The organism is uncultured Roseibium sp. (genome assembly GCF_947494555.1).
Classification (GTDB): Bacteria; Pseudomonadota; Alphaproteobacteria; order Rhizobiales; family Stappiaceae; genus Roseibium.
In genome coordinates this window covers 866,994-893,286 of record NZ_CANLVF010000003.1, presented here as the reverse complement: position 1 = coordinate 893,286, position 26,293 = coordinate 866,994, and the positions used below count along the sequence as shown (strand labels likewise).

26 protein-coding genes and 1 pseudogene are annotated in these 26,293 nt (G+C 55.8%); 11 read left to right on the top strand and 16 right to left on the bottom strand.

The window, feature by feature from the left end; translation table 11 throughout:
• Positions 1 to 23 precede the first annotated feature (23 nt).
• Positions 24 to 1,283, top strand: coding sequence for a carbohydrate porin (locus Q0915_RS18830; protein WP_299476975.1), 1,260 nt, complete (start codon positions 24 to 26; stop codon positions 1,281 to 1,283).
• Positions 1,284 to 2,160: 877 nt separating this feature from the next.
• On the opposite strand, the pseudogene Q0915_RS18825 reads toward Q0915_RS18830, so the two are convergent.
• Positions 2,161 to 2,444: pseudogene (locus Q0915_RS18825) on the bottom strand (transposase); the annotation flags it as partial.
• Positions 2,445 to 3,141: 697 nt separating this feature from the next.
• Between Q0915_RS18825 and Q0915_RS18820 the strand changes: the two are divergent.
• The 6 genes from Q0915_RS18820 (at position 3,142) to Q0915_RS18795 (ending at position 11,029) form a co-directional block, all read left to right on the top strand.
• Positions 3,142 to 3,516, top strand: a complete 375-nt coding sequence (locus tag Q0915_RS18820; RefSeq protein ID WP_298963308.1) for a hypothetical protein — start codon at positions 3,142 to 3,144, stop codon at positions 3,514 to 3,516.
• Positions 3,517 to 3,597: 81 nt separating this feature from the next.
• Positions 3,598 to 6,015, top strand: a complete 2,418-nt coding sequence (locus Q0915_RS18815) for an efflux RND transporter periplasmic adaptor subunit (RefSeq protein ID WP_298963312.1) — start codon at positions 3,598 to 3,600, stop codon at positions 6,013 to 6,015.
• The gene (locus tag Q0915_RS18810) at positions 6,015 to 9,194 is read left to right on the top strand and encodes a CusA/CzcA family heavy metal efflux RND transporter (protein WP_299476968.1); all 3,180 of its coding nucleotides are present in this window, start codon (positions 6,015 to 6,017) and stop codon (positions 9,192 to 9,194) included. The genes Q0915_RS18815 and Q0915_RS18810 overlap by 1 nt, the downstream gene beginning before the upstream one ends.
• 38 nt (positions 9,195 to 9,232) lie before the next feature.
• Positions 9,233 to 9,598 carry a copper-binding protein gene (locus tag Q0915_RS18805; protein WP_299476965.1) on the top strand — a complete coding sequence of 122 codons (366 nt, stop codon included), beginning with the start codon at positions 9,233 to 9,235 and terminating at the stop codon, positions 9,596 to 9,598.
• Positions 9,599 to 9,698: 100 nt separating this feature from the next.
• The gene (locus Q0915_RS18800) at positions 9,699 to 10,166 is read left to right on the top strand and encodes a copper-binding protein (RefSeq protein ID WP_299476961.1); all 468 of its coding nucleotides are present in this window, start codon (positions 9,699 to 9,701) and stop codon (positions 10,164 to 10,166) included.
• Positions 10,167 to 10,345: 179 nt separating this feature from the next.
• A complete protein-coding gene (locus Q0915_RS18795; RefSeq protein ID WP_299476959.1) occupies positions 10,346 to 11,029 on the top strand; it encodes a hypothetical protein in 684 nt (227 codons plus the stop codon).
• A 136-nt stretch (positions 11,030 to 11,165) separates the two neighbouring features.
• Here Q0915_RS18795 and Q0915_RS18790 read toward each other — a convergent pair whose 3' ends face one another.
• Positions 11,166 to 12,083: a LysR family transcriptional regulator gene (locus tag Q0915_RS18790; RefSeq protein ID WP_299476957.1), complete on the bottom strand. Its 918-nt coding sequence runs from the start codon at positions 12,081 to 12,083 to the stop codon at positions 11,166 to 11,168.
• Here Q0915_RS18790 and Q0915_RS18785 point away from each other — a divergent pair.
• The gene (locus tag Q0915_RS18785) at positions 12,072 to 13,049 is read left to right on the top strand and encodes an NAD(P)-binding domain-containing protein (RefSeq protein WP_299476954.1); all 978 of its coding nucleotides are present in this window, start codon (positions 12,072 to 12,074) and stop codon (positions 13,047 to 13,049) included. The two genes, Q0915_RS18790 and Q0915_RS18785, sit on opposite strands and share 12 nt — an antisense overlap.
• Positions 13,050 to 13,239: 190 nt before the next feature.
• Here the strand turns inward: Q0915_RS18785 and Q0915_RS18780 are convergent, their stop codons facing one another.
• Positions 13,240 to 14,757: a tetratricopeptide repeat protein gene (locus tag Q0915_RS18780; RefSeq protein ID WP_299476951.1), complete on the bottom strand. Its 1,518-nt coding sequence runs from the start codon at positions 14,755 to 14,757 to the stop codon at positions 13,240 to 13,242.
• A 138-nt stretch (positions 14,758 to 14,895) separates the two neighbouring features.
• Between Q0915_RS18780 and Q0915_RS18775 the strand changes: the two genes are divergently transcribed.
• A complete protein-coding gene (locus Q0915_RS18775; RefSeq protein ID WP_299476948.1) occupies positions 14,896 to 15,288 on the top strand; it encodes a DUF302 domain-containing protein in 393 nt (130 codons plus the stop codon).
• A gap of 157 nt (positions 15,289 to 15,445) precedes the next feature.
• Here Q0915_RS18775 and Q0915_RS18770 read toward each other — a convergent pair whose 3' ends face one another.
• The 9 genes from Q0915_RS18770 to Q0915_RS18730 all read right to left on the bottom strand — a co-directional run bounded on the left by Q0915_RS18770 (position 15,446) and on the right by Q0915_RS18730 (position 21,533).
• Entirely contained in the window at positions 15,446 to 16,192 is a 747-nt protein-coding gene (locus tag Q0915_RS18770; protein ID WP_299476945.1) for a DsbA family protein, read from the bottom strand.
• A complete protein-coding gene (locus tag Q0915_RS18765) occupies positions 16,189 to 16,668 on the bottom strand; it encodes a c-type cytochrome (protein ID WP_299477100.1) in 480 nt (159 codons plus the stop codon). Before Q0915_RS18765 ends, Q0915_RS18770 begins: the two co-directional genes overlap by 4 nt.
• A gap of 8 nt (positions 16,669 to 16,676) precedes the next feature.
• The gene (locus Q0915_RS18760) at positions 16,677 to 17,342 is read right to left on the bottom strand and encodes a L,D-transpeptidase (RefSeq protein ID WP_299476942.1); all 666 of its coding nucleotides are present in this window, start codon (positions 17,340 to 17,342) and stop codon (positions 16,677 to 16,679) included.
• A gap of 6 nt (positions 17,343 to 17,348) precedes the next feature.
• Entirely contained in the window at positions 17,349 to 17,813 is a 465-nt protein-coding gene (locus Q0915_RS18755) for a DUF411 domain-containing protein (RefSeq protein ID WP_298963335.1), read from the bottom strand.
• The gene (locus Q0915_RS18750; protein ID WP_299476938.1) at positions 17,806 to 18,111 is read right to left on the bottom strand and encodes a hypothetical protein; all 306 of its coding nucleotides are present in this window, start codon (positions 18,109 to 18,111) and stop codon (positions 17,806 to 17,808) included. Before Q0915_RS18750 ends, Q0915_RS18755 begins: the two co-directional genes overlap by 8 nt.
• A 130-nt stretch (positions 18,112 to 18,241) precedes the next feature.
• Positions 18,242 to 18,595, bottom strand: coding sequence for a hypothetical protein (locus Q0915_RS18745; RefSeq protein ID WP_299476935.1), 354 nt, complete (start codon positions 18,593 to 18,595; stop codon positions 18,242 to 18,244).
• 60 nt (positions 18,596 to 18,655) lie between these two features.
• Entirely contained in the window at positions 18,656 to 20,050 is a 1,395-nt protein-coding gene (locus tag Q0915_RS18740; RefSeq protein WP_299476932.1) for a multicopper oxidase family protein, read from the bottom strand.
• A 4-nt stretch (positions 20,051 to 20,054) separates the two neighbouring features.
• Positions 20,055 to 20,945, bottom strand: a complete 891-nt coding sequence (locus Q0915_RS18735) for a cytochrome c (protein WP_299476928.1) — start codon at positions 20,943 to 20,945, stop codon at positions 20,055 to 20,057.
• A gap of 3 nt (positions 20,946 to 20,948) precedes the next feature.
• On the bottom strand, positions 20,949 to 21,533 hold the full coding sequence (locus Q0915_RS18730) for a cytochrome c (protein WP_299476925.1): 585 nt from the start codon (positions 21,531 to 21,533) through the stop codon (positions 20,949 to 20,951).
• A gap of 204 nt (positions 21,534 to 21,737) precedes the next feature.
• Between Q0915_RS18730 and Q0915_RS18725 the strand changes: the two genes are divergently transcribed.
• Complete coding sequence (locus tag Q0915_RS18725) at positions 21,738 to 21,893, top strand: hypothetical protein (protein WP_299476921.1); 156 nt, start codon at positions 21,738 to 21,740, stop codon at positions 21,891 to 21,893.
• A gap of 49 nt (positions 21,894 to 21,942) precedes the next feature.
• Here Q0915_RS18725 and Q0915_RS18720 read toward each other — a convergent pair whose 3' ends face one another.
• Genes Q0915_RS18720 through Q0915_RS18710 form a run of 3 tightly spaced genes read right to left on the bottom strand, consistent with a single transcriptional unit; the run spans position 21,943 to position 25,276 of the window.
• On the bottom strand, positions 21,943 to 22,362 hold the full coding sequence (locus Q0915_RS18720) for a cytochrome c (RefSeq protein ID WP_298963352.1): 420 nt from the start codon (positions 22,360 to 22,362) through the stop codon (positions 21,943 to 21,945).
• Complete coding sequence (gene cueR, locus Q0915_RS18715) at positions 22,362 to 22,754, bottom strand: Cu(I)-responsive transcriptional regulator (protein WP_298963353.1); 393 nt, start codon at positions 22,752 to 22,754, stop codon at positions 22,362 to 22,364. Before cueR ends, Q0915_RS18720 begins: the two co-directional genes overlap by 1 nt.
• An 11-nt stretch (positions 22,755 to 22,765) precedes the next feature.
• Positions 22,766 to 25,276, bottom strand: a complete 2,511-nt coding sequence (locus Q0915_RS18710) for a heavy metal translocating P-type ATPase (protein WP_298963356.1) — start codon at positions 25,274 to 25,276, stop codon at positions 22,766 to 22,768.
• A 162-nt stretch (positions 25,277 to 25,438) separates the two neighbouring features.
• Here Q0915_RS18710 and Q0915_RS18705 point away from each other — a divergent pair, with 162 nt between their 5' ends.
• The gene (locus Q0915_RS18705; RefSeq protein WP_298963361.1) at positions 25,439 to 25,642 is read left to right on the top strand and encodes a heavy-metal-associated domain-containing protein; all 204 of its coding nucleotides are present in this window, start codon (positions 25,439 to 25,441) and stop codon (positions 25,640 to 25,642) included.
• A gap of 65 nt (positions 25,643 to 25,707) precedes the next feature.
• Here Q0915_RS18705 and Q0915_RS18700 read toward each other — a convergent pair whose 3' ends face one another.
• Complete coding sequence (locus tag Q0915_RS18700; RefSeq protein ID WP_298963364.1) at positions 25,708 to 26,268, bottom strand: hypothetical protein; 561 nt, start codon at positions 26,266 to 26,268, stop codon at positions 25,708 to 25,710.
• Positions 26,269 to 26,293: the final 25 nt, after the last annotated feature.

Here is a 26,293-nt window from a genome sequence, read left to right as displayed (position 1 = left end):
CTCCAGAGAATTAGGTCTATCGCATGAGTAACTTCGGGGCCCCCAACACCCTAACCCGGTCACTGCTTCTGGCGGCGATGGTTTTGCTATGCTCTGCAATAGCAAAAGCAGAAGATGTTGACGATGTCTTGTCTGGACCAGATGCAACTCCTAACGTTTTGGCGACCGACGATGCTGAGAAGCCCGATATCCTGAACGTGGATATTCAGAACAGGTTCGATGCTTTCAAGAAGACGATTAAGGACAACATCGGTCTTAATTTCGGGATCGATTACAATGCACTCGGATATGTAGCATCTTCCAGCCTGAGCAAATACAATAACGGTAGCGGATCGTTGCGCTTTCTTGGAACCTGGGAACTTTTCGATCGCGGCGGGCCCAATACGGGCAAGCTGGTCTTCAAGGTTGAAAACCGACATTCCTACGGAAAGGTCGCGCCGACGGCGTTTAACGCGGAAATAGGTTATGCCGGGTTGGTAAGCTCCGTTTTTAGCGACCAGCGTTGGCGGACCACACATCTTTACTGGCAGCAGAATTTCTTCGGAGGCAAAGGGGTTGCCTACGCAGGCTTTCTTGATGTCACTGATTATACTGACGTTTATGCGTTGGCCAGTCCCTGGACCGGGTTTTCAAATCTGGCATTCCAGACGGGGTCAGGAACGATCGGTGGGCTTCCGGACGGGGCGTTCGGTGGCATGATAGGCGGATTCCTTACAAGTAACATTTATGCCTCCGCCAGCATCGCCGATGCCAATGCGGATGCGACCGATATCAGCAAAGGCTTCGACACCTTCTTTAATGACTTCGAGACATTCAAGACCGTTGAGATTGGCTGGACCAGCGGTGCACGTCGCCTCTTCATTGACAACGCCCACGTGACTTTCTGGCAAATCGATGAGCGGACTGGTGCCGCCACGCCTGACGGCTATGGCGTCAACTTCTCGGTAACGAAGGGTATCAATGACAGATGGTTGCCGTTTTTGCGCGGTGGCTGGGCGCATAATGGAGGAAGTCTATATGAGGCGGCCTTAAGTATTGGCTTAGGCTACCAGCGTGTTCCAGGGCGCGATCTTCTGGGGATCGGGCTAAACTGGAGTCGTCCGAACGAGAACACTTTTGGCACCAAACTCAATGATCAGTTTACGCTCGAAGTATTCCAGCGTTTGCAGGTTACCGAAGGTCTTCAGGTGACACCAAGCATTCAAGTGATCAAAGATCCGGCCTTGAATCCCAATGAGGAAGCAATCGCTCTCTTTGGAATGCGAGCTCGGTTTGCACTTTAGGCTCGCTCAAGATGAGCCAACAGCGGAAGCCAAAGTCGATCCATGTTTTCCGTCTTTGAGCTGATGCCGGTATGATGGACGGCAATTAAAGCGGGCTTGATGGTGTAGAGGCCCGGGTGATTAGATCCCGCTGATTTTACCTGAAATGTCATAGCAAGCAGGCGTTGGTCGTCTGCCTTTCTCAATTTGCGACCCCAAACCCGTCAGTCCGCTAGCGGCCCCTTTTCGGACATTGGCAGACTCGATTGAGAGATACACGGTTGATATCGCGATATCGGGTTGACACGGTGGTATTCTGTAAAATTAGTGTTCACGGGTAAAGCTTCACGCTTATCCAATTCAAATCAATTGCTTACGAGAAAACAAAACCAACACAAAGCACATTTCGCTTTGACGGGGGTAACGGTGGTAGCGGTCCTCCGATGCCAAATTCAGCCATCACAATCCAAACCCATCAAATGCCTTTCAGGACGGATCGCGCGAGTTCATGGGTTTCAGGTTGGTCATTAAGCAAATACTTAGATAGTTGCTTGTCAATTCATCGTTGAGGTACCGGGCAGGCCAAGTCCATCAGGTGACTTTTTTGAACAAATTTGAAACGAACATTCAACCAAGAAAAACATCAAATTAATTTAGTACGTTTGGATAAGTGCGTATCATTTTTTACTTAGTATGACTAATTTCACTTCTAACTATTTGTGAACAAGAGTCCCAACTCTTCGCTGCGGAGAAAACGGTTTTTCCGACAGCCGCATGCGAAGTTCCACCTCACAGTCGCGCCTGGATTGATATCTGTGAGAAGCCGCCCGAAGCCCATAGCATTACATGTACGGTGCTCTGACGCCTCAAACACACCCTAAAAATGCCGGACAACTTTGCGACGGCGGACTGGCTTCACCACTTTTTTCTCAAAGCATCCTGAAGCATGGTCTTGTCCAGCTTCAAATCGGCCACGAGGCGTTTCAGTTTCAAGTTCTCGTCTTCGAGATGCTTAAGTCGCCGGATCTCCGCAACGCCCATTCCGGCATAAACCTTCTTCCATCAATAGAACGTTGCCCCAGCAACACCCACCTTTCGACAAATCTCGCCAATTGTCGTGCCAGCTTCTACCTGCCGGAGTGCGAAAGCAATCTGTTCGTCTGAAAATCGTTTCCTCGGCATCGGGACACTCCTCTTTCATTAGAATGAACCCAAGAATTCGCACTCAAATCGGACCAGGTTCAAGGATCAAGACCACAGCGCAAAATAGCGTGATTAATAAAGTGAAAATTATCAATGGTAAAATTTTCCATTTAGTGATCGAACTACTCTTCGAAGCGAATTAAAAGTACTCGATTAAGTATAGTGCGACGCACAAGATATTTTAGATTGTGGCAAAATTACATTGTTCCCACGATAGTATTTAATCGTTTGGATTAGTGGGCTCGGGAAGCTAGAACCCAAGACCATAAGCAAAAGTCTCAATCTCGGACGGGTTTGATATTCATTTCGTGAGTTCCGCGAAAGACCGTCAAACGCATTAGAAGCGGACGTTCATGGCTGCTAAGTGAAATTGTCGGCAATCAGAATAAAGTCTGTGGCGCGTAGAATTATCGAATGGCAGCGAAGAAGGACCGACACCGTGCCCTAGTGTATCAACGTTCTAGGAGTTGGAACAAGAACGAAGCCATTGGTATTGGTGAGACCGCCTTTGCAGAAGTCGCAGCATTCCCCAAAATGCTCCTCATCGCTTTGAGTGCGTAAGACCGGTGGTTGCCGCAAGAAAACTGTGGTCATCACCCCGACTTTGAGCTCTTCGATCGACTTTAGAGCGCCTACCGCTCTTGTTTTTTCGGCTCTCTCGATTATATCGCCACCGATGAGCAAAACCGCGCGACATTTCAGCAAGATCGCAGCGACGCTGTTTTTGGCGTTCGCTATGATTGCCGTTGCGCGTGTACCGATGCAGCACCAGATGGCCGAGGCTGCCGAGCCGACGGCAGTGCAAGCCAGCATGCCATGCGAGAACATGGCCAAGCATGCTGCCGCCGACATGCAGGGCGGGACCCATGACCATGGATCCTCCGGAAACGACAGGTGTTGCGGAGGAGCGCTTTGCGCCGGCTACACATTCGACGGAGTCACCGCTGGTCTTGCCCCTGCTCTGCGCGTCTTGAGCTTTGCTCAGTCGCCACCTGATGTTCTGCATGTGGCAGATATCACTCTCCCCAAACGCCCTCCACGATTCCTCTGAAGCGCCATCTCGCGGAAGTCCGCGAGCTTTCGTTGTTGAACCGGCCGTCGGCTTGTTGGCGATGGCAAATCAGAGGTTACCATGCGTGGACGCTATTCCGCGCTCAGCATCCTGGCCCTTGCCGCAGGCGTGGCAGGCGGGGTGTTTCTTGAGCGATTTTATCTAAATCCAGCCAACGACGCTGCATCCGGCGAAGCCGACATTCTCTATTGGGTGGCCCCAATGGACCCCAACTTTCGGCAACCGGGTCCCGGCAAATCGCCGATGGGGATGGATCTGGTTCCGGTTTATGCCGGTCAGGAACCGTCCGGCGACCCGGCCGAGGTGCAGTTGTCAGCCGCCGAAATCAACGCGATCGGTGTGCGAACCGCTCTTGCGCGCGTCGGCGAAATTTCGCAACGGATCGAAACGGTCGGGTTCGTCGGTTACGATGAACATCTCACCAGTCACGTGCATACGCGCGTCGACGGATGGATCGAAACTCTCAATGTGAGGGCCGTTGGCGATCAGGTGAACAAAGGCGAGGTTCTCTTCGAACTTTTCTCGCCTGAATTCGGTGTCGCCAGTTTCGACTTTCTCCGATCCCTGAAAAACGGCAATGGCCTGTCCCTCGAAGCGGCGCGCAACAAGTTGCGGAGCCACGGCGCTTCCGAGGCGCAGATTGCCGAGATTGAAGAAAGTGGGGAAGTCGCCCGAAGCATCAAGGTCGAAGCCCCGCGCGACGGCGTGGTGATTGCCCTGGGTGCCGCTGACGGCATGTTCTTGCAGCCTGGAACCCAGGCCATGTCGATCACCGACCTCAACGAGGTCTGGCTAATCGTCGACGTCTTCGAGCGCGACATCGCCCGGCTATCGGAAGACATGCGGGCGATTGCCCGTTTCGAGCATCTTCCGGGACAAACCTTTGAAGGTGAGATCGACTACATCTATCCTGAACTGGACCCGCAAACACGGACCCTTCCAGTCCGGCTTCGCTTCGACAACTCCGACGGACATTTGCGACCCAACATGTTCGGCAATGTCACGCTCGTTCCGAACGCGACGCGCACAGCGGTAACCGTGCCGACCGAAGCCATCATTCGAACTGGAGCCGCAGAACGGGCAATCATCAAAGTAGGTGAAGGCACCTTCAAACCCCGGTTGATCACGACTGGCCTGCGCGACAATTTCGGCGATGGCGGGCGGACCGAGGTCGTCCAGGGGCTTGCCCCCGGCGAAGAGGTCGTCGCCTCTGCCCAGTTCCTGATCGACAGCGAGAGCGCGCTCAGCGCCGGTTTGATGCGGATGGCACCGACCAACGAAGCTCCGGCGCGCGGAACTGGTGAGCTTATCGCCCTGGATCGTGCTGCCCGCGTCGCGACCATTCGCCATGAAACGCTGGAAAGCCTCGACTGGCCTGCGATGACGTCCCGCTTTCCAGTTCAGGCCGGGGTTGCACTTCAGCGATTGAACGAGGGACAACAGGTCGCCTTTCGTGCGGCCCGTGGTGCAGATGGCCTTCTGGGCCTGATTGAGCTCGGCGGAGATGACGGCATCGACGCGACCGGCACCGGCATGGTGCTCGCAGTCACGCAGGACGGCAAGCTGACGCTGGATCACGGACCTATTCCAGAACTTGGATGGCCTGCGATGCAGATGGATCTCGATGTTGCCGGTCTTGATCCGAGCTCAGTTCCGCTGGACGTCCCTGTGGAGTTTGACCTGTCCAAGGATGACGGTGGACTGTTCTCAATTGTTGCTGTGCGTGAAGCAGGTGGCGAAAACGATACATCTCCGTCCCCCAAACAGGATGAGCCGGCTGCGTCCCCTCCAATCGTGGTATCGGGGACGATCGACTCCGTCGACCCCAACGCCGGCAAGGCCACCATCACGCATGGGCCCATCGCTGAGATCGGCATGCCAGGCATGACCATGGACTTCGCCGTAAACGAGGGTCTGGACCTTGAAGCACTGCCGCTTGGCACGGAGACGTCTCTGACGTTCGAGCGTCCGGATGGCATGACAATGGTTCTTGCAAAAGCAGATCCGGTGGCTCCTCCGATTGAGGTTCGCGGCACGGTCAACACCGTCGACAAAGACGCCAGAACCGCGAACATCACGCATGGCCCGATAACAGAAATCGGTATGCCTGGCATGACCATGGTCTTCCAAATCGATGAAGCTCTGGACCTTGCAACGCTCCCGCTTGGCGCTGAAACATCGCTGACCTTCGAGCGCCCAGATGGTCTGACGATGGTTCTCGCAAAAGCTGAGCCTGCAACACCTCCCATGGAAGTGCGCGGCACAATCAACACGGTTGATGCAGATGCCAGAACCGCGAACATCACGCACGGTCCGATGACGGAAATCGGTATGCCCGGCATGACAATGGACTTTGTTGTCGATGAGGCACTCGATCCGAATGATCTGCCTTTGAGCCGTGAGACGACGCTGCTGCTCCGGCGCAATCCGGACCTCTCGATGACCTTGATCGGCTTGCGTCAAGAGGAGGGCACGTAATGATCGCAGCGATCATTCGCGCGTCGATCGCGAACCGGATCATCATGCTGGCGCTGGCCGCCATGATGGCGGTTGCCGGTGTCTGGGCGATCCGCGAAACGCCTGTTGATGCAATTCCGGATCTTTCCGATGTTCAGGTCATCGTCCGTACACCATATCCCGGACAGGCGCCGCAAGTTGTTGAAGACCAGATAACCTTTCCATTGGCAACGGCGATGCTCGCCGTCCCAGGGGCCAGTGACGTCCGCGGGTTTTCCTTCTTCGGAGACAGCTATGTTTACATCGTTTTCGAGGACGGTACCGACCTTTACTGGGCCAGAACCCGTGTCCTGGAATATCTCGGTCAGATAGCGTCGAACTTACCGGACGGTGTGTCGCCACAGCTCGGACCGGACGCAACCGGTGTGGGGTGGATCTACCAATATGCCCTGATCGACCGCACCGGCAATCACGATCTGTCGCAGCTCCGCGCCCTTCAGGACTGGTTCCTGAAATATGAGCTCCAAACAGTCGATGGCGTATCGGAAGTGGCCACCATCGGAGGCATGGTCAAGCAGTATCAGGTGGTTGTCGACCCGAACAAGCTGAGAGCCTACGACATCACGCTGGCGCAAATACGAGGCGCAATCCAGGCTGCAAACCGGGAAACCGGCGGCAGCGTCATCGAAATGGGTGAAGCGGAATTCATGGTCCGCTCGACTGGCTATGTCGATGAACTGGAAGACCTCGCGAAAGCCCCCTTGATGGTGAACGATCGTGGGGCAGCCGTGACACTTGGCGATGTTGCGGATATTCGCCTCGGACCGGAAATGCGCCGTGGCGTCGGCGAATTCGGTGGCGAAGGCGATGCAGTCGGCGGCGTTGTCATCCTGCGCTGGGGCGGGAACGCCCTGGCGACGATCAAGGCCGTGGAGACCCGGCTAGAAGAGTTGCGCAGCAGTTTGCCCGAGGGCGTCGAGGTCGTCACGACATACGACCGCTCGGGCGTTATCGAGCGCGCGATCGACAATCTTCAGAAAAAACTGACGGAAGAGTTCATCGTCGTGGTTCTTGTCTGTGCAACCTTCCTTCTGCACATACGGTCTTCGCTGGTGATTCTCGTTTCCCTTCCGCTCGGCATCGCGGCCGCCTTCATCATCATGAAGTTGCAAGGCGTGAACGCCAACATCATGTCACTTGGCGGCATTGCCATTGCCATCGGCGCAATGGTGGACGCCGCGATTGTTATGATTGAGGCGATGCACAGACGCATCGAAAACGAAAAACTGACTAAGGAGAACCGATGGCGGATTGTCAGTGAATGTGCCTCCGAGGTCGGACCCGCCTTGTTCTTCTCTCTTGCAATCATCACGGTCAGTTTTCTTCCCGTCTTTGTGCTGGAAAGCCAGGAAGGACGGCTGTTCAAACCGCTTGCCTTCACAAAAACCTATGCGATGGCGGCAGCGGCGATACTGTCGATCACGCTCGTACCCGTTTTGATGGGTTACTTCGTTCGGGGCCGGATCCTGCCGGAAAGCAAGAACCCGCTGAACCGGATCGTCATATGGCTTTACCGGCCGTTTCTGGACGCGGCTGTCGCCTGGCCGTGGGCGACAACACTTCTGGCAGCAGCACTTGTTGCGTCCATGTGGTGGCCCTTGCAACGGATCGGCACCGAATTCATGCCAGAACTCAACGAAGGTGACTTCCTCTACATGCCGACGCTTTATCCAGGCGTTTCCATCGGCAAGGCAAGGGAGGTGCTTCAGCAGTCGGATCGTCTGATTGCGACTGTTCCGGAGGTTCTGACCGTACACGGCAAGCTGGGCCGGGCGGAAACCGCCACCGATCCGGCACCGCTGACGATGATCGAGACAACCATCCAGTTGAAGCCGCAATCAGATTGGCGACCCGGCATGACAATGGACGGCATTCGAGACGAGCTGGACAAGGCCGTTCAGATCCCGGGCGTCACAAATGTCTGGATCCAGCCAATCAAGAACCGCATCGACATGTTGGCGACCGGTATCAAAACCCCTGTCGGGGTCAAGATCACCGGGACGGACCTGGGGGTGATCGAGCAGATCGGCATTGAGGTCGAGGCGGCTGTCGCGGGCATCGAGGGAACAGCATCCGCTTATGCTGAACGTCCAGTTGGTGGCCGGTTTATCGAAATCGATGTCAATCGGGACGCCGCGGCACGTTTCATGATGAGCGTTCGCGATATCCAGGACGTGGTGCAAACCGCGATCGGCGGGATGCAGGTTTCGGAGTCCGTGGAAGGACTTGAACGTTTTCCCATCAATCTGCGTTATCCGCAGGACTGGCGAAACAGTCCCGAAAGGTTGAGAGACCTTCCGGTGGTCACCCCATCCGGCGCGCATATACCTCTCGGGGCCCTTGCGGAGATCCGCGTCGTGGACGGCCCGGGCATGATCCGATCGGAGAACGCCAGGAGAACCGGCTTTGTCTTCATCGATATCGCCGGGCGGGACCTTGGAGGCTATGTCACCGAAGCCCGGCAGGTGGTCGCGCAAAATGTGCAGTTGCCGCCCGGCTATTCGATCGCCTGGTCAGGCCAGTACGAGTACATCCAGCGCATGCAGGAACGGCTCAAGCTGGTGGCTCCTGCAACCCTCCTGATCATCACCTTGATGCTCTTCATGGCGTTCAACCGCGTCATTGAGGTCGGGATCATCATGGCGGCCCTGCCGGTCGCCCTGGCAGGTGGCGTCTGGTTTCTCTGGTACCTGAACTTCGACATGTCCGTGGCCGTCATCGTCGGCTTCATCGCACTCGCCGGTGTCGCCGTGGAAACGGCAATCGTCATGCTGCTCTATCTGAACCTTGCCTGGAACAAGCGGAAGAAAGCGGCAGCCAGTGAAGCCCGCGCCATGACAACGCAGGATGTCGAGGATGTCGTCTTCGAAGGCGCCCTTTTGCGCGTGAGGCCAAAGGTGATGACCGTTGCGACGATCTTCGCTGGCCTGATCCCGATCATGTACGGAGACGGAACAGGTTCGGAGATCATGCAGAGAATCGCTGCGCCGATGGTCGGCGGAATGGCAACGGCAACTCTTCTGACCCTGTTCGTCATCCCGGCAATTTTCGTGATCTGGAAACGTCTTGCGCTCAAGCGCGTTAATCGCGAGCTCAGAGCGAATGCCCCGGAAGCAGGCACAGTCGTGCCCGCTGAGTAACCACTTGATCATACCGAGAACCAGAGAAAGGAAACTCAATGAAACTGATCAAATCCCTGACACTCGCCGCCTTTATGGCAGCCAGCACTGCACCTGTGGCGTTTGCCGACGCAAAACACGGCTCCGACCACTCGGGAATGGATCATTCCAATATGACAATGGACGCCGAGCAGATGGAGGGGGCTGTCCACACGAAGGCGGTCGTCAACTCGATTGGCGAAGGCACGGCTAATGTCAGCCACGATCCGATCCCGGAAATCGGCTGGCCGGCAATGACCATGGACCTTCCGTTGCTCGAAGGTTCCCAGACCATGGGTGACGTCAACGCTGGCGACAGCGTCACGCTGATGCTGGTGAAGGGTGATGATGGTCTCTATGCCATCGGTGCGATGATGCCGAACTGATCAGCCTCCAGCTTTCTGCTTCCCGGATCAATCGAACCGGGAAGCAGCGCCTGGCGAAAAGCACATTTTGCGAAAAAACTGAAAACTTCTCGGTGAGAACATGAAACCAGGCAGCGTTTCCCTTGCATTGGGTCTTGCAAGTCTGCTGACAACAGGCTTTGCCCAGACCGTCCTGGCAGGTTTCCACCTGCCTCAAAGCGTCGTCCTGCCCCAACAGGCGCCGGCGAATATGAATCATTCGGCGCTTGAACAACGCGGCGCTCAGTTGGTTGGTGCGATCCATCTTCGCGGCGTCGTTAACTCCTTGTCAGAGGGAAGCGTCAACGTGAGCCACGAAGCCAATCAAAGGATAGGTTGGCCGGCGATGACCATGGACCTGCCCCTCGCCCCATACGCGGCGGTCACGCCCGACCTGGAACCCGGAATGCCGGTTACCCTGATGCTGACCATGAGCGATCTTGGAAGCTATCGGGTCGCTTCGATTGTTCCGGATGAACCAACTGATCACACACCTGAAGCGAAGCCGGACGGTGCCCCGACAACGGATGACGGCGTACCGGTGCTTTAGGATCAACGCAACAAAAGAAAATCAACTCAAGCGCCGAAAATTCTCGACGAGCTGGCCCGCAACCTTAGAAACCAGCCAACAGTGTGATTTCCGTTACGGCAAAATGAGTTGCAACTGCTACCGTCCAGATTTGAAAAGGTCTATGGCCATCTGAATACACGAGACATTGGGGGTCGTTCATGCCGGTTATAATCTATGCTCCAACTGCATCCAGTGAACGCAACTTGAAGCAGATCCTGAGCAGACTGTTCTCGAACTGTGTCACTTACCAGGATCTGCGTGACAACCATCAGCATCTGGTAACGCTTGTTCGGCCGCCGCACATCGACATCCGGATCCAGGGCATCATTCGGCTATTCGAATTCAACAATCCCCAGCAACACTTTGCATCAGTCGTCGCATCGGTCGCGAAGGTGCTCGCGGACTGTCACTGGGAAGCCCATACAGAGAAGGTCGGCGAGATCCTTCAGGCAATCGATGCCTATTCCGAAGTCCTTGTGTATCTCAACGGCAGCAATTTTGCAGTCACGCGGTTCAGGCCGCATCCGCATCCGCATATGCGCACCCGCGGGTTCCTGATCGCGACCGGAGGTGGCTTGCCTGGCGGCGGCATCGTGCGCGTCGGATCCGGGAACGAGCTTTACTCGCGTCTTTATGGTCACGCGGGCAGACAACTCATGCGCACCGGTGACGAAGCGCTCATCAACGGCGTCATCAATTTGGGCGTGAATGTCGGGACCGGCATGATCCTCTCTAAACTGTTGGGTGCAACGGGTCTGATTTCCCAGGCGGATGCCGGAGCACTCTGGCGAGGGTTCGGCCTTCTCAGGCAAGGCAGCGCAGCGGCCACTTCGGGCCGGTGAAAGCTGGTGAACTGTGAAGGCTATTGCAACGCCGCGAACGGACGGAACGGGCGGTGAGCAGACGTTCGCGGCAACTTGAACTAACGACTGCTCAGCGGACTTTGCTGACATCGGGTCAATGACTGCTTTGCGATACTCAAAGCAAATGGGCCGGCTTCCATCTGTACAAGTTTCTCTCATACTCGGTCATTGATTGAGAAAGCCATCGCATGAAGTGTTTTGATGCTGGCCGAAATGTTCCGGGCAGCGTGACCAGATAATAGCCGATTTCAGGAATGGGATCGTCGAACAATGCTACGAGTGTTCCTGATTTCAATTCATCTGCAATAAACGCGGGTACCGTCGCACCAATACCGTCACCCCGGCGAATGCCGTCAAGCAGCATATTGCCCGGTAAGCGGATGACCTTTCGTTTGGTTTTCGGCGAAATGCCCACTTTTTCAAGCCACAAATCAAACTCGATCGAGGCGTGTTCCTGGAGCAATGGAAAGTCCAGAAGCTCGGAAGGGTCGGAGAACACTCGATCACCGATCAGGTCCCTCGAGGCGACAACCGTCAGACAGCCGGGTAGCAAAAGCTTCGATTGAAGACCAGGCCAATGCCCGGTTCCATATCGGATCGCCAAATCAACGCCTCCGGGTTTCAGGTCGACCGCCTCGATCGTCGATTGGATCCTAAGCTCGATATTCGGGTTATCGTCCATGAAGTCGGATAGGCGGGGCATAAGGAAGGCACTGGCAAACATTGGCGTGGCAGACACCAGAAGAGGTCTCACCGCTTCTGCCTTTGACATATTCTCGGTCAAGGTGGCCATCGCGGCAAAGGCCTCAAGCAACCCCGTACAAAGATACTCACCCTGCGTGGTCAATGAGATTCCGTGTTGCGTGCGGATGATGAGCCGGGTTCCAAGACGCCGCTCCAATCCGCGGATTTGTTGGCTGATCGCGGAATGCGTCACATTCAACGCCCTCGCGGCCTTGGTCAGATTTCGATGCTCTGCCGCGGCAGCAAAAGCCCTGAGCGATGTCAGCGAGGGTAGCGTATGCCAATCCATACGTTAGATCATCTTACAACAAAGCTAAATTTACAACTACGACAAAACCCCGTTCCGTCGCATGCTTGGTCGGTAATGTGTTACCGGCTGATGGAGGAAAGAATGAAGAAACTTGCTGTGCTGGGTCTCGGTTCCATGGGGTCTGCGTTAGCGCATTGTCTGCTCAAGAACGGTTACGAAGTCAGCGTCTGGAACCGCACGCCCGGCAAGTGCGAGGCGTTGGCAAATGCCGGTGCACAGGTATGCACCTCGGCGGACGAAGCTGTCGGCGCTAGCAACTTCGCAATCATCTGTATCAAGAGCCACAAGGAAACAATGGCGTTGGTGGGAGGTTTGAGCACTTCCCTCGAGGGCAAGACCATCTGTGACATGAGCACTGGCGAAACATCCGATGCAGATGCGCTGGTTTCGATTCTTGGCGAGAGGGGCGCCAACTACATGTTAGGCATGATCAATGCCTATCCGTCCGGAGTTGGTAAGGAGGACACGACAATTCTGACAGTCGGAAGCGCCGGTGCATGGGAACAATACGGCGACATCATCCGAATCTTGGGTGGTAAATCGGCAAATGTCGGCGAGCAACCATCTGCTTTGGCTGCGCTGTTCGCCGGACTGTTCACTGTGCGCCAGGGGTTCATGTTCGGGATGATCTATGGCGCACTTGTCTGCAAGAAAGCCGGTATTCCGATGCAAGTTTATTCTGACCAGCTTCCCGCGACGCTCAAATTGGTCAATGACTACCACGATCTGTTTGCCAGGACTGTTCCCACTGAAGACTACGACAATGCCGAAGCATCATTGAAGGTCTATGCTCTGGCGCAAAAAGATGCCTTGAAGACGTTTGGATCCCTAAATGCCCCGACAGCGTTTATGCAACTCATCTACGAGCAGACAAAGGGCGCTTGGGACAAAGGCTTCGGCGACAAGCAATTGACTGCCCTGGTTCAGTATATGGCGGACGAGTGATCTCAGCACCCGAAAATCATCCTTCGGGAAGGCCAGACTATTGCGGACACAAAGCAGCCATTGGTGGTGTCTCGTGGATGTCGAAGAAGGGCTCGAAGCGGACGTTTGTTGCGGGCTGAACGAATGGCCGTTATGCGGACAAAGCGGGCGTTGAAGTTGCGCAAGCGAAGGTCCGCTCCGCTCATAAAACTTAACGCAATCCAGCACCCGAAAGCGCTGCCGTCAGCGCATCCGCTTCTTTCTGAACAGGATAGGGGAACATGCGCTTTGAGTGGGCAAGGCTGTATTTGGGTACGATTTCATTGATCCTCGCGACCCCACGCTTTGCACCGTCGACGTCACCCACCTCCCAAAGCGCGCGCACCATTTGAACCCGTGCCGGAACGAAATGTCGGACGCGATCGAGCACAGATTGAAAGTGTCTTATGGCCACCTCTGGCTCTCCCAACAAAAGGTGGTGATGGCCCTGTGGGAACTCCCAACTAGGCGGCAAAAAACTGTCTTTTGAGAACACAATCTCCAGAAGTGGCCCGGCGTCATGCGGGCGTGCAAGGCGGTTCATGGTCTCGCCATAGGCCAGATGGCACTCGGGGTTTCCTGGGTCGCGCGCCAATGCAGCCTCGAAGGCGGCGATGGTTTCCTGAGGCCGTCCAAGATATCCCAGCACCCAACCGAGCCGAGCGTATCCGAGTGCCGCGTTGTTGTCCCGCCTGATGGCCTCGCGCGCAAGACCCTCTGCTACATCCAGCGTGTTGTCACTGCCGGGCAATCCAAAAACATAGAGCGTCGTGCGGCAATAGGCCTGCTGCGCGTAGGCGTTGGCAAAATCTGGGTCCAGTTCAGCCGCCTTCGCAAAGTGCGACAGCGCTTCGACAAAGGCCTGAGGTTCATAGCGAAAATACGCGTATCGGCCCTTTTGATAGGCGTCGTACGCCTGAGAATTGAGGGTACCGCGCCACTGTCCGACAGGCCGGGATTGATCGGGCGCAATCACTGCAAGCAATCGATCCGCGATAAAATCATGACCTGCCAAAAGGCTTTCCTGAGAAAGATCAAAACGCTCGGACCAAATTTGCCGCTGCCCGGTTCTATCTAAGATGGCTGCGCTCACACGGGTGCGTGTAGCACTTTCTCGGATACTGCCATCAATGATGTGCGTGACGCCGTAGATGTCCCCCGGCACTGCATCTCCAAGCGCTTGGGTCGTGTTGTAAGACAACACGGTCAACGCATCGTGTCGAGACAGGGTGTGTATCAAATCTTCTGTCAGACCATCGGCAAGATAATCGAGGCTCGTGTCTGCTCCGTTGGATCGAAAGGCGCGGACAAGGACGGTTGGCTTCGGCACGGATACCGTTTCCGGGGATTTGGAAATGGCGTCAGCAACAAAGCGAAATCCGCGCCCGTGGATCGTTTTGATGATACGATCGTTGCGGACAGTGTCGCCAAGTGCAATCCGAACAGCCTTGATCGCCCCGGAAATTGCCCAGTCACTGATTGCTCGCCCTTGCCAGATCACTTCAACCAGGTCGTCTTTGGACACTACGCGATCCCTATGGCGAATAAGGAAGATCAAAACGCGTAGGCTTTGCGGTTCAATTGCAACCGGAACTCCGGAACACGTGAGCTCAAAGGACGCTTCATTAAGCGTAAAAGAACGAAAGTTCCAGATTTGTGTTTTATTTTGGCTCAGGGTGCATTCCTCCAAAAATCCTCCAGAAACCGCAGTTCATGAAGCCTAGACGGTACCTTGTCCAAGAACCTTCGGACATTGAGCACTGAGGAGCCAAACATGAAAACACTGATCATACTAGCATTTATCGCAGCGACATCCGCAGGGACCGCCATGGCAGAACGCATCAATGTGGCGAGCAACGCCAACGTCGCAACTTCGGTGGAAAGGTTGACCGACGCCGTTGAAACCGCAGGCGCGCGGGTATTCAACACGATCGACTTTGCTGCTGGCAACGCCTCGGTCGACAAAGACCTGCGCCCCACAACGGTCGTAATCTTCGGCAGCCCCAAAATCGGGGCGAGCGCATTGCAAACAGGTCAAACCATGGCTCTAAATCTGCCGCTACGGATTTTGTTCTTTGAAGATGCCAACGGTCAAACCTGGGCGACCTATGATGACCCAACAGCTATCGCACCGTCCCATGGTCTTGCCTCAGATCATCCGGCCGTATTGGCGATGAAGAGCGCCTTGGAGAAATTTTCGGCTGTTGCAACCGGAGAATAGAAGCGCGTCAAATGGTGAAGCCTTCGAGCTTCACCATACCGGCCATTCGCGTGCTCTGCAGCAATTTGCAAGTCTGGGCTCGTTCCGGTCATTCGCTGCAATTGACACCAATGTCCGCTCCGGGCCGGAATCAACCGACCCAGCCTCGATCACTGACTTAGTCACCTAACGCTCGCGCCTCACTGACAGCAGCAGACAACTGCTCCTGCGAGGGCAGGCCGGGCAGCACCGTGTTGCCGATGACGAATGATGGGGTGCCGGTGATGTTCAAGCCTTCGGCCAATTGCATGGACAGTCGGATGTGATCGTCCACGTCGTCGGCCTGCATGTCGGACTGAAGCTGATCGATATCGAGGCCGACGTCCTCGGCTATTTCAAGAACCGACGCCTCTTCCGCGCGGCCCCTGAAGGCCATCAGAGCCCAGTGGAATTCCTCGTATTTGTCCTGCTGGCGCGCAGCCAACGCGGCACGCGCCGCATAAACCGAGCCTTCGCTCAGGACAGGCCACTCCCGGAATACAACGCGGATATTCGGGTCAGCTTCAAGCAAGGCCGCGACAATCGGCTTCGCTCGTTTGCAATAGGGGCAGTTGTAGTCAAAGAACTCAACCAAAGTGACATCCCCATCCGGGTTCCCCAGAACAGGTGCATTCGGGTCGCGCTCCAGTTCGGTCCGGCGAGACTCCAGCGTCGCCGCTATCGCAGCCTGCTGCCGTTCGAGCTGAACCTGTTGCAGGCGCTGGATTGCCAGCTCGATGATTTCCGGATTTTCCAGAATAGCTTCGAGGGCCAGTTCCTTGATCCGCTCCTCGGAGAGCGTTTCCGCTGTATCGGCGAGCGCAGGCACTGCCATCGACAAGGGCGCGACCAGCAGAATGCAGAGTTTCAGAAGCAGACGTTTCATTGGTTCAAGTTCCTCATCCGTTCGTTCATCATGTCGTGCCGTTCTCTGATTTCGTCTGGCCATTGGGCCTTGATCCAGGAGAGAACAGCGATGATCTCCCGGTCGCTCAAGCTGTCTTCGAAAGCGGGCATGTTGGACTGGAAATCCTCGATCCCCGCTCCTTTTGCCGTTCCGAATTTTGTGATCCGGAACAGCAACTCGTCGGCGTGGTGCCAGGTGTGGCCGGTTTCGTCGTGAGGCGGTGCCTTGAGCGTCCCGTCGGCATTTGCGGATTGCCAGTCTTCCTCACCTTCCAGCGCGGCACCGTGGCAGGACGCGCAGCTCTGGACGTAAATCTCGCCTCCCAGACGCGTCAGAGCAGCATCATCCGGCCGCAGCTGTGTCCCCGCCGAGACACCGCCGCTGAGCACATATAGACCTGCGGCGCTTGCCCCCAGGATCAAGGCTCCTGCCAGCAGATTCCTGCGTTTCAACACCTTGCCCATCACAGCACCACAATCGGCGTTCCAACCGGAACCCGTCCATGAAGATCAATGATGTCCTGGTTCATCAGGCGCACGCAGCCGCTGGAAACCGCTGACCCGATCGTCCAGTATTCTGCGGTTCCATGGAGCCGGTAGAGCGTGTCCTGGTTGCCCTGAAAGATGTAAAGGGCCCTCGCCCCGAGTGGGTTCTCCAGACCGGGTGGCATCCCGCCGTTCCGCCAGCTCCATTTTTCGAGTTCCGGTTCCCGCTCGATCATCTCGTCAGGCGGTGTCCACTTGGGCCAGGCGGATTTGCGGGCAATCCTGGCCCGGCCGGACCATTCAAACCCGGCCCGGCCCAGCCCCACGCCATAGCGCATGGCCTTGCCGTTCTCCTGTACGAGGTAGAGATAATAGTTGCTTGTATCGACAACGAGTGTTCCGACCCGTTCACTGGTCGAGTAATCCACCTGTTGTCGATAGTACTGGTCGGGCACCTTTTTCAGATTGATTGCGGGAAGCGGAAACCGTTCCTCCGGCATGGCCCCGTACATGGACAGATACGCAGGGTCCTGAGACGGGATATAAAACTCGGGATCGGAGGTACTAGAGACGCAACCGCTGACGGCGAGCCCGGATAGGCTCGCCGACCCTGCAAGGAAGGTTCTCCTTGAGATGTTCATCATGGAGACCTATTCACCTGTGGTCATGTAAGGTTGCGGCGTTTCGGACGGCTTGGCGCTCAACGAATAGACCGTGTACCTGGCAGACGGATCATACCCCATGCCGAGAGACCCCTGCGGCATGCCAGGGACGGCAATTCCGCGGATGTCCGGCCGTTCCGACATCATCTTTTCGATTGCCTCAAGGGGCACATGTCCTTCGATCACATATTTGCGGTCATCCCCGATGACCGCGGTATGGCAGCCTTCCATTTCAGCCGGAACCCCCGCCTGCTTCTTGATCGCGGACAGATCCTCCATGTCTTTCACGATGACGTGGTACCCGGCCTTTTCAACGGCGTCCGTCCACACCTGACAGCATCCGCACCAGGGCGTCTTGAACACTGTTACGGTTTTGTCTTCCTCGGCCAGCGCCGTTCCGGAGAGTGAAATCAACCCTGCGAGGGCAACAGCAGCGAGAGCTTTCTTAGTCATTATTCTGATCCTTATTTTCCGCGTCGTGGCACGACCTGCCCATGAACCGGTGCATGACGACATGCATGCCGAGGCACCCTAGAACGGGCACGGCTAGAAGCAGCGTTTCTGTCAGTGATTGACCTGCCGGGGCCGATGCAAAAATGATGGCGGTTCCAGCAACCATCGCGGCACAACAGGCCATCATGAAGAGGGTATGTCCGCTGACGCGCTTTTTCGCCGGACTATCGTCAGCGGTCCTGGCCTTCACACGAGGCACCGCCGCCGGAATCCGGCTTCCATTTTCCTGAATGCGCATTGAGCATTTGCCTATTTCTCAAGGCGAATGGTGCCGACCTACAACTTCAGCAAATTTCGGGAATTCACCATTCGTCCTTCCAAACCATTGACCTTTCCGAAGTGCGAAAAACGCACTCCGGCTCGAAGCATCAAACCCGTTTGGGAGGATGGTCCTGAGGCAGGGAGAGAACGGCGAGCAACAAAAGAACGCGACTGTTTTCCGGTGAGACCGATGAAGTGAACAGCACGTCCATGCTGCTTGCAACGAAAGACACACAGTCTGCGCCGCAGCCCGAAAGTTTTAGATCGGTATCCGTGTTGTTGGCCTTTTCACAGCATTTCATATGGTGTGAGTGGCTTTTGTCAGCGGCTTTTGTCTGATCATGATCGGTCGCAGCCGAATGCGCGATGACGCCCGGTTCCATGTGCGCAGCGCCGAATGCAGCGGCCGTATGAACCCCTGAGAATATTATGATCAACAATGCGATCAAAACACTGCGCATACCGCGTCAATACTCCAAATTCGCCGCGAACACCATTACACGCCGAACACAGACGAGTGATTAAATGACTTCAAACCAGGTGTTCATGCCTGCTGCCGCATGTTCCAGCATATGGCAGTGAAACAGCCACTTGCCCGGATTATCTGCCACAAAAGCAATCCTGGCGCTTTGACTTGGGCCAATTGCAAATGTATCCCGCCAGGGTTGACCGTCATCGATCGTCGCGCCTTCCCGTTCGATGACCCTGAAGTGATGGCCATGGATATGCATCGCGTGCAGAAATGAGGTGTCGTTGAGCACTTCAAGAATGACGCTCTCGCCGCGCTTTATCTTGAAAAATGGATCTTCCGCGAGATTTGCGACACCATTGAATGCCCAGAGCTGTCCGGTTCTCGGAAAGTCTTCACCCGTCAGGACCTTGCCATTGTAGACCGTCTCGACCATGCGCCCCATGGCGCCGCCGGTCATGTCGATTGTGTATGTCTTCGCGTTGGTGAGGTCAGGCTCCGGGATTGGATTCGGTACCAATGGGAGGAACGCTTTCTTGGTGTCCTGACGGCCTTGAACCTTAAAGAACGCAAAAGGATAGGGAGTGTCGCCCGATAGCTCTTCAAACGCGAAATCCCTTTCCGGTGTCACCAACAGATCCATTCGCTGCGCCGGTGAGAGCAGCAGGGGCGAGTAAGCAGGTTTTTCAGGTTTCGGAAGTGGTTGACCATCATAGGCCAAAACCAACGCACCAAAACTTTCCGGGGCGATCGAAAAGATCCTTGCGTTGGCAGCGTTAATCAGTCGGAGCCGATAGGCTTGCCCTTCCTTCAATTCGAAATTCGGACGGCTTCTGCCGTTGACCGTGAGATAGTTTCCGAACCGGCCACCATGGCTCCAGTCCATCAAATGACCAAGACTCGCGACATTAAGACTGCCGTCCTTTTGAAGACGCCAGTCATCGATTACTAATGTCAGATCATGTTCCGGATCGAAGGCCGGAGTCGCTTCGTCGACGATGAGGGGACCATAAAGCCCGCGCGCAACCTGATTCCAGCTCTTGTTGTGTGCGTGATACCAATATGTCCCTGCGTCGGGAACCACAAAGTCATATTCAAACGTCTCGCCCGGTTGAACAGGTTCCTGAGTGAGACCAGAAACACCGTCCATTGCATTGGCGATCCGGATGCCGTGCCAGTGGATGGACGTCGGCTCTTCAAGATTGTTCGTGAGGCGCACCTTCACGCGTTCACCGACCGTCACCCTGATTTCCGGACCCGGGGTTTTGCCGTTATAGAGCCAAAGATCGGAGGCTTTCGCGTCCTCATGATAGAGCTTCTTCAAAGTCGGACCAGCGGTGATCTCGAGGAAACCATCATCCGCATGCGCAACGCTGAACAAAGGGTGCCCGGCAATGGCCGTCGTCGCGGCGGCCGTGGTTGCCAAAAAACTTCGTCTACTGATCATGGTCTTATTCGTCTCTCTCCAGCAGGTAGGTCGCGATTGCTTTTCTGTCTTCCTCAGACAAAAACGCCGTGCCGTCCCTCACAACCTCTCCCATCGAGCCCCCGAATACATCGCCGTCAGGCATTACCCCGGTCTGCAATGCATAGGACAAGGAGCTTATCGTCCAGCCACCCTCCTTTAAAGCAGCGCTGGTGATGGGTGGCGATTTGCCGCCATCGGGTAATTTGTCTGCACCTTCCAGAAACAGATCTGCCTGTCTCGCTCCAAGGAGATTTCGAGGCGTGTGACACGCACCACAATGGGCAGGACCCTCAACGATGTACTTGCCCCGGTTCCACGCCTCGCTCCTGTCAGGCTCCGGTCGAAACGGCTTGGGATCAAGAAATGCACCACGCCAGATCTTCAGGCCGGACCGGATGTTGAATGGTGGGACCATCACATGCGCCTTGGAGGTTTCAGCTACCGGAGGAACAGTCTGAAATGCCGCCCATAGATCTGCGACGTCCTGATCGGACAACTTGGCATAAAACGGGTATGGAAAAGATGGATAATAGGGGTCTCCATCCGGTGAGACACCTTGGCGCACCGCTTTGGCAAAGTCTTCCATAGTCCAGGCGCCTATGCCGTTCTCCTTGTCGGTGGTCAGGTTCGGTGAATAGAAAGTGCCAAAGTCGGTCGGAAGTTTCAGCCCTCCGGCAAGCGGTTTGCCACCGCCTTCAAAATCCGTGTGACAGGCAATGCACCCGGACATGCGGGCGAGATATGCACCGCGCTGCGGGTCACCTTTCGCAGCCGCGAGTTCGACCGGTTTCCCGATTGGCCAGAGATACAGCCCGACGAACCCCGCTCCTGCCATCGCAAGAGCGGAGAACGCGCCAACAAGCCAGATCCGCACGGGTTACTTCTTCTCGATGCGGAACTTTGTATGACAGGCCGAGCAGGTCTGAGCTGTCATGGCAAAGAGCCCCTGCACCGGTATTTGGGCGAGCATCTCGGGATTCTGCATGTGGGATGGATCGCCCATCATGGTGCCCTGACCCATCATGCCGCTCTGACCGCCCATCATGTTGCCCTGGCCCATCATGCCGCCGCCCGCTCCCGGTGTAGAAAGTCCGTTGCCAGCGGCTTCGCCCAGAGCGGTTGCGAACAATTCCAGTTGTCCGGAAATTCCAGAAAACTCTTCCCAGTTGGACCAGATCTCGGGCTTGGCTTCCGAAGGACCTTCAATGCTGCCTTCCGGGAATTGCTTTGTCAGCGCTTCGCCGGAATGGCTCTGAAGGATTTCCGCCCCCTTGCGAACGACGTCCACGTCATATTCGGTTTCACCGCGCATCATTGCAGACAGCGACTTGATCACCTTGCCCATGGCACCCATGGAGTCCATGCGTTCTTTCACGATTCCAGTGGCACCGCCATGTGCCACGGCGGCGGCAGCGCCTGTCACGACAAGCGCGCCCGAAACTAAAATTACGGACAGTTTCATTGGTTTCTCTTTCCTGTTTCCAGACTATTGGTGACCTGGGCCACCGCTTTTGAACTGGGACTAGGAGAAGAGGCGTGGGGGTGGAGGCTCGACGGTACTCGATTTCGACATAACAAAGGCCGCTTCAACGGGCTCAAGGTCACCGGAACCGGTTGGAGCAATCGGTTCAAATTCGCAGGTCAAAGTAAGAAGGTTGGCACCACAATGAACTGTCTGCGTGTCTGTGTATTCGATATCACTTTGGCCGGTGCCATGATGATGATCGAGCGTATCCGCATGTTCATGACCAGAGTGATCATGGCCTGCCACTGGGTGATTGAACGTAGCCCCGCCGACGACAAGCATCAGCACGGCAACTGACATCAAAAACCTGGTCAAGAATATTGGCAGAAAGCGTTTCATTGGACCTTTACTGAATGCCGTTGGCTCTTTGAAGGAGCCGAATATATGCAACAATCCGCTCAACATCCCGTTGGGTCAAGCCCTCAACAGGTGGCATGTCGCCAAATGGCCAATGATGTGCCCGAACACCCTGCTTGACGGCAAGAAAAAACGCACCGTCAGCGTGATGACCCGGTTCGTAGATCTTGTGCACAAGTGGTGGAGCGATGCCCTGTTGGCCCGCCGCATTCGCGCCATGGCAACTTGCACAGCTTTCGTTGAACAGCCGCTCGCCGAGTTTCGTTGTCGCATCCAGCGGCGGGATGACGACTTCGACCATCGCCTGACCTTGTTCCACCGACGGCTCATCAGATGATCGTTCAAACAGAAAGTATCCTCCGGCCGCAATCAGCACCACGCACATCAAAAGCAAGAGCTTCCGTGGCATCAGCTCTGTTCTCCTGCGAGATCTTCTAGGATTGGACAATCCGGGCGATGGTCCCCCGCACATTCGTCGATCAGATGCGCAAGGGTCCCGCGCATGGATTGCAATTGCCCGATTTTTTCATCGATCTTGTGCAGATGGTCTTGCGCCACCCGTTTCACTTGAGAGCTCTCCCGGCCGTCGTCTTCGTAAAGAGCCAGGAGGGTCCGGCAATCTTCGATCGTAAAACCGAGCTCACGAGCTCTTCCAAGGAACGCAAGCTTGTGCAGCTCTGTTTCACGAAATGCTCTGTAGCCGTTTTCGCTGCGTGGTGGTGTGACGAGGCCGATGTCCTCATAGTATCGGATCGTTTTTGCTGGGAGACCGGATTTGCGGGAAACATCTCCTATGTTCATCACCATCTTCCTTATTCCGCCGCTACCGGGATGTGTTCCCGCGCCGGCTCATGTCGCTCGCGACTCTCATCCATGGATGGCTTGATGCCCCGCAACCGTAGTGCATTGGTGAGCACAAAAACGGAGGAAAGTGCCATCGCGCCCGCTGCCAGAACCGGAGAAAGAAGGACCCCGAGAGCGGGGTAAAGCACACCTGCGGCCACCGGAATGAGGGCAGTGTTGTATGCGAAGGCCCAAAAGAGGTTTTCCTTGATGTTGCGCATGGTGCGTTTTGACACCTCATGGGCATTGACCACGCCGCGCAAATCGCCCGACATCAAGACCACATCCGCAGATTCAATCGCGACGTCGGTTCCAGTTCCAATTGCGATCCCGACATCCGCGTGGGCCAAAGCGGGTGCATCGTTGATACCGTCACCTACAAAGGCGATTTTGTTTCCACCGCCGCGAAGGTCGTTCAAAGCGGCGACTTTGCCATCCGGCAGTACGCCGGCGACAATGGTGTCGATGCCTGTTTCCACTGCGATCGCTTCGGCTGTTTCCCGTTTGTCACCGGTAATCATTGCCACCTTGAGCCCCTGTGCATGAAGGGCAGCGATGGCATCCCGGCTCGACGGTTTGACCGGATCGGAGACCCCGATCACAGCCGCAACCTGGCCGTCAATTGCCGCAAAGAGTGCTGTCCGGCCGCGTCTCGCAAGATCCTCTTCCCGATCCCGCAGATGACCAATCGCGACGTTTTCCTTGAGCATGAGACGATCGGCACCAACCAGAACTTTCTTCCCGGAAACCAGAGCGCTTACACCGTGTCCGGTGATCGACACAAAGTCTTCAGCATCCAGACGTCTCTTGTTTTCAACGGACGCCGCGCGAACGATCGCCTCTGCGACAGGGTGTTCCGACCGGCTCTCAACGGCAGCAACCATTTCCAGCACATCCTGGCAGTCAAAATCGTCCGCCAGTACCATATCGGTCAGTTCCGGCCGGCCTTCGGTGACTGTTCCGGTTTTGTCGAGCGCAACAACACCGACTTCCGCCAGTTGTTGAAGGGCATCGCCTTTCCGGAACAAGACACCCATTTCAGCTGCCCTGCCCGTTCCGACCATGATTGACGTGGGTGTGGCCAGTCCCATGGCGCACGGACAGGCAATGATCAGAACCGAAACGCCCGCAACAAGCGCAAAGGTGAGCGCCGGTTCCGGACCAAAGATCAGCCATGCGACAACGGTGAGAGCGGCAACGATCATCACAGCCGGAACAAACCAAAGGGTAATCTTGTCGACCAGTCCCTGGATCGGGAGTTTTGCACCCTGAGCTTCCTCCACCATACGGATGATTTGCGATAGCGTCGTGTCTGCCCCAACCCTCGTCGCCGTGTATTGCAGGCCGCCCGATCCATTGACCGTGCCTCCAGTGACTTGAGCACCAACTGCCTTTTCAACTGGAACAGGCTCGCCGGAAATCATGCTCTCGTCGACATGCGATGACCCCTCAATCACATCGCCATCAACTGCGATACGTTCCCCTGGGCGCACGACGATCGTGTCACCTATCGCCAGGGCGTCGATGGGAACCTCAATCTGCTCACCATCCCGCAGTACTCTCGCCGTCTTCGCTTGAAGACCAAGCAGTTTTTGAATCGCGGCACCGGTTCTCCCCTTGGCCCGGGCTTCCAGGAACCGCCCAAGCAGGATCAAGACCACGATGACGGCTGCCGCTTCAAAGTAGACAGCCCTGACTGCATCCGGGATCAATGATGGAAGGAACGTTGCAACGACGGAATACAGGTATGCCGCGCCGGTACCGACTGCGACCAGGCTGTTCATATCCGGAGCGCCCCTGAGCAGCGCCGGGAACCCCTTCAAGTAAAAACCTCGTCCCGGGCCAGCCAAGACGATGGTGGTTAAGAGGAATTGCAGCACCCAACTCGTTTGCTGCCCAATCGTCGCGATGATCCAATGGTGCATGCCCGGAATGACGTGGCTGCCCATTTCGACAATGAAGACAGGAAACGCGAAAACCGCCGCCACGGTCATCTTGTGAAAGAGATCCTGCGCTTCCTCTTGCTTCCTTTCAGTGCGGACACGCGTTGCTCCTGCTTCAGCAAGTGACGCCGGATATCCGGCAGCGCCCGAGGCTTCCATTAGCGCCTGAGGCGTCGAAGCACCCTCGGCATAGGTGATGCTCGCGGTTTCTGAAGCCAGATTGACACTCACCTCGACAACGCCCGGCACGTTCTTCAGAGCATTCTCCACGCGGCCCACGCAGGAAGCGCACGACATCGACCCTATGTTGAGAACCAGAGTTTCCGTTCGTGCCGGATATCCCATCTTTCCGAGTTTGGTTATCGCGTCCAAAGCCTGCTCAGCGGTGTCCGCGGTCAGATGTGCGGTTTCAGTCGCGAGGTTCACTGTGACGTCCGTGATCCCTTCAATCTCGGAAAGACCGCGCTCCACGCGTCCGACGCAGGACGCACAGGACATCCCCTGAACGGACAAGGATAGTTTCTGTTTCGAGGACATGTCATGGTCCAATGTGACGTTGATGATTGCTCCTCACATGGGGTTTCCAGTCGCTGGAAGGTCAACAGAAATTATCGAAAAAACCTGTAAGTAGTTCTACCTGTTGACCTTCCCCTAGCAAGAACCTCCATAACCCTCGAGGTTTGAGGCAGGAGGTACATCATGAAACTCTGCATTCCGGATATGAGCTGTAGCCATTGTGTAATGGCGATCGAGAAGGCGGTCTTGGCAGCAGAACCGGCGGCTGTCGTTGCGTGCGACCTTGAAAAACGCATCGTCGAAATCTCGAGCTTGCGACAACCGGATAACATCTTGCGTGTTATCCGGGACGCTGGCTACGAACCTACGACACTCGTTTCAAATTGATCCGGTTACTTGCACAGGGAACGTTCGGCGAGTGCGCCCATGCCAAGCCTGAAGACAGTCAAGCTTCAGTGAGGATTATGTCCGCGAGCAATTGCCAGATGATGGCTTTGATGATGCATGCCGAGCGTCATGACACCGATAAAACCAAGGCCCTGGATCCTGGGCGCATCTTCGACTGTTCCGGTTACCGTCAAAATGGCTCCGTCAGGAATCTCTTCCGCGCTCAAGTTCCAACCGAAAGTCCCGGACATTTCATGGCTGTGTGCCAGAACCATGTTCTTGATGGATTGGCGCACGCTGCCTTGCTTGGATGTAACCGTGAAGCGAGCCCCGTTGGCCAGAGGTTCCACGGCAACGATTGAACGGAGCGTAACATTGTCCATATCGGCCAGATGGCCGCGCAAGGCTTCCAGATCAACGCGTTCCCATTCGGTTTCGGGATCTGTGAGCAAGAGCTCGACGATTTCCTGGATCGAAGCAAATGCACCCTGACCCGGCTCACTTGGCGCGCCGATCTGTGAAGCTTGGTGTTGATGCGCCGCAGAGTGACTGTGCGTTGACGTCTCAGCGAGGCTTTGACCTGCGGTGAGCGTCAGGAAAATCGGCAGCATCAGAAGGTTTTTCATAAGGTTGGCTCCTTGTAATGGTCTC

Coding starts and splice junctions, on each gene's coding strand:
- Q0915_RS18785 (WP_299476954.1), top strand. CDS start 12,072: ATGCCAATCCATACGTTAGATCATCTTACAACAAAGCTAAATTTACAA.
- Q0915_RS18810 (WP_299476968.1), top strand. CDS start 6,015: ATGATCGCAGCGATCATTCGCGCGTCGATCGCGAACCGGATCATCATG.
- Q0915_RS18775 (WP_299476948.1), top strand. CDS start 14,896: ATGGCAGAACGCATCAATGTGGCGAGCAACGCCAACGTCGCAACTTCG.
- Q0915_RS18750 (WP_299476938.1), bottom strand. CDS start 18,111: ATGCGCATTCAGGAAAATGGAAGCCGGATTCCGGCGGCGGTGCCTCGT.
- Q0915_RS18705 (WP_298963361.1), top strand. CDS start 25,439: ATGAAACTCTGCATTCCGGATATGAGCTGTAGCCATTGTGTAATGGCG.
- Q0915_RS18700 (WP_298963364.1), bottom strand. CDS start 26,268: ATGAAAAACCTTCTGATGCTGCCGATTTTCCTGACGCTCACCGCAGGT.
- Q0915_RS18815 (WP_298963312.1), top strand. CDS start 3,598: ATGCGTGGACGCTATTCCGCGCTCAGCATCCTGGCCCTTGCCGCAGGC.
- Q0915_RS18760 (WP_299476942.1), bottom strand. CDS start 17,342: ATGATGAACATCTCAAGGAGAACCTTCCTTGCAGGGTCGGCGAGCCTA.
- Q0915_RS18740 (WP_299476932.1), bottom strand. CDS start 20,050: ATGATCAGTAGACGAAGTTTTTTGGCAACCACGGCCGCCGCGACGACG.
- Q0915_RS18755 (WP_298963335.1), bottom strand. CDS start 17,813: ATGACTAAGAAAGCTCTCGCTGCTGTTGCCCTCGCAGGGTTGATTTCA.
- Q0915_RS18725 (WP_299476921.1), top strand. CDS start 21,738: ATGAACTGTCTGCGTGTCTGTGTATTCGATATCACTTTGGCCGGTGCC.
- Q0915_RS18820 (WP_298963308.1), top strand. CDS start 3,142: ATGAGCAAAACCGCGCGACATTTCAGCAAGATCGCAGCGACGCTGTTT.
- Q0915_RS18710 (WP_298963356.1), bottom strand. CDS start 25,276: ATGTCCTCGAAACAGAAACTATCCTTGTCCGTTCAGGGGATGTCCTGT.
- Q0915_RS18790 (WP_299476957.1), bottom strand. CDS start 12,083: ATGGATTGGCATACGCTACCCTCGCTGACATCGCTCAGGGCTTTTGCT.
- Q0915_RS18805 (WP_299476965.1), top strand. CDS start 9,233: ATGAAACTGATCAAATCCCTGACACTCGCCGCCTTTATGGCAGCCAGC.
- Q0915_RS18830 (WP_299476975.1), top strand. CDS start 24: ATGAGTAACTTCGGGGCCCCCAACACCCTAACCCGGTCACTGCTTCTG.
- Q0915_RS18745 (WP_299476935.1), bottom strand. CDS start 18,595: ATGCGCAGTGTTTTGATCGCATTGTTGATCATAATATTCTCAGGGGTT.
- Q0915_RS18800 (WP_299476961.1), top strand. CDS start 9,699: ATGAAACCAGGCAGCGTTTCCCTTGCATTGGGTCTTGCAAGTCTGCTG.
- Q0915_RS18730 (WP_299476925.1), bottom strand. CDS start 21,533: ATGAAACTGTCCGTAATTTTAGTTTCGGGCGCGCTTGTCGTGACAGGC.
- Q0915_RS18720 (WP_298963352.1), bottom strand. CDS start 22,362: ATGCCACGGAAGCTCTTGCTTTTGATGTGCGTGGTGCTGATTGCGGCC.
- Q0915_RS18770 (WP_299476945.1), bottom strand. CDS start 16,192: ATGAAACGTCTGCTTCTGAAACTCTGCATTCTGCTGGTCGCGCCCTTG.
- Q0915_RS18795 (WP_299476959.1), top strand. CDS start 10,346: ATGCCGGTTATAATCTATGCTCCAACTGCATCCAGTGAACGCAACTTG.
- cueR (WP_298963353.1), bottom strand. CDS start 22,754: ATGAACATAGGAGATGTTTCCCGCAAATCCGGTCTCCCAGCAAAAACG.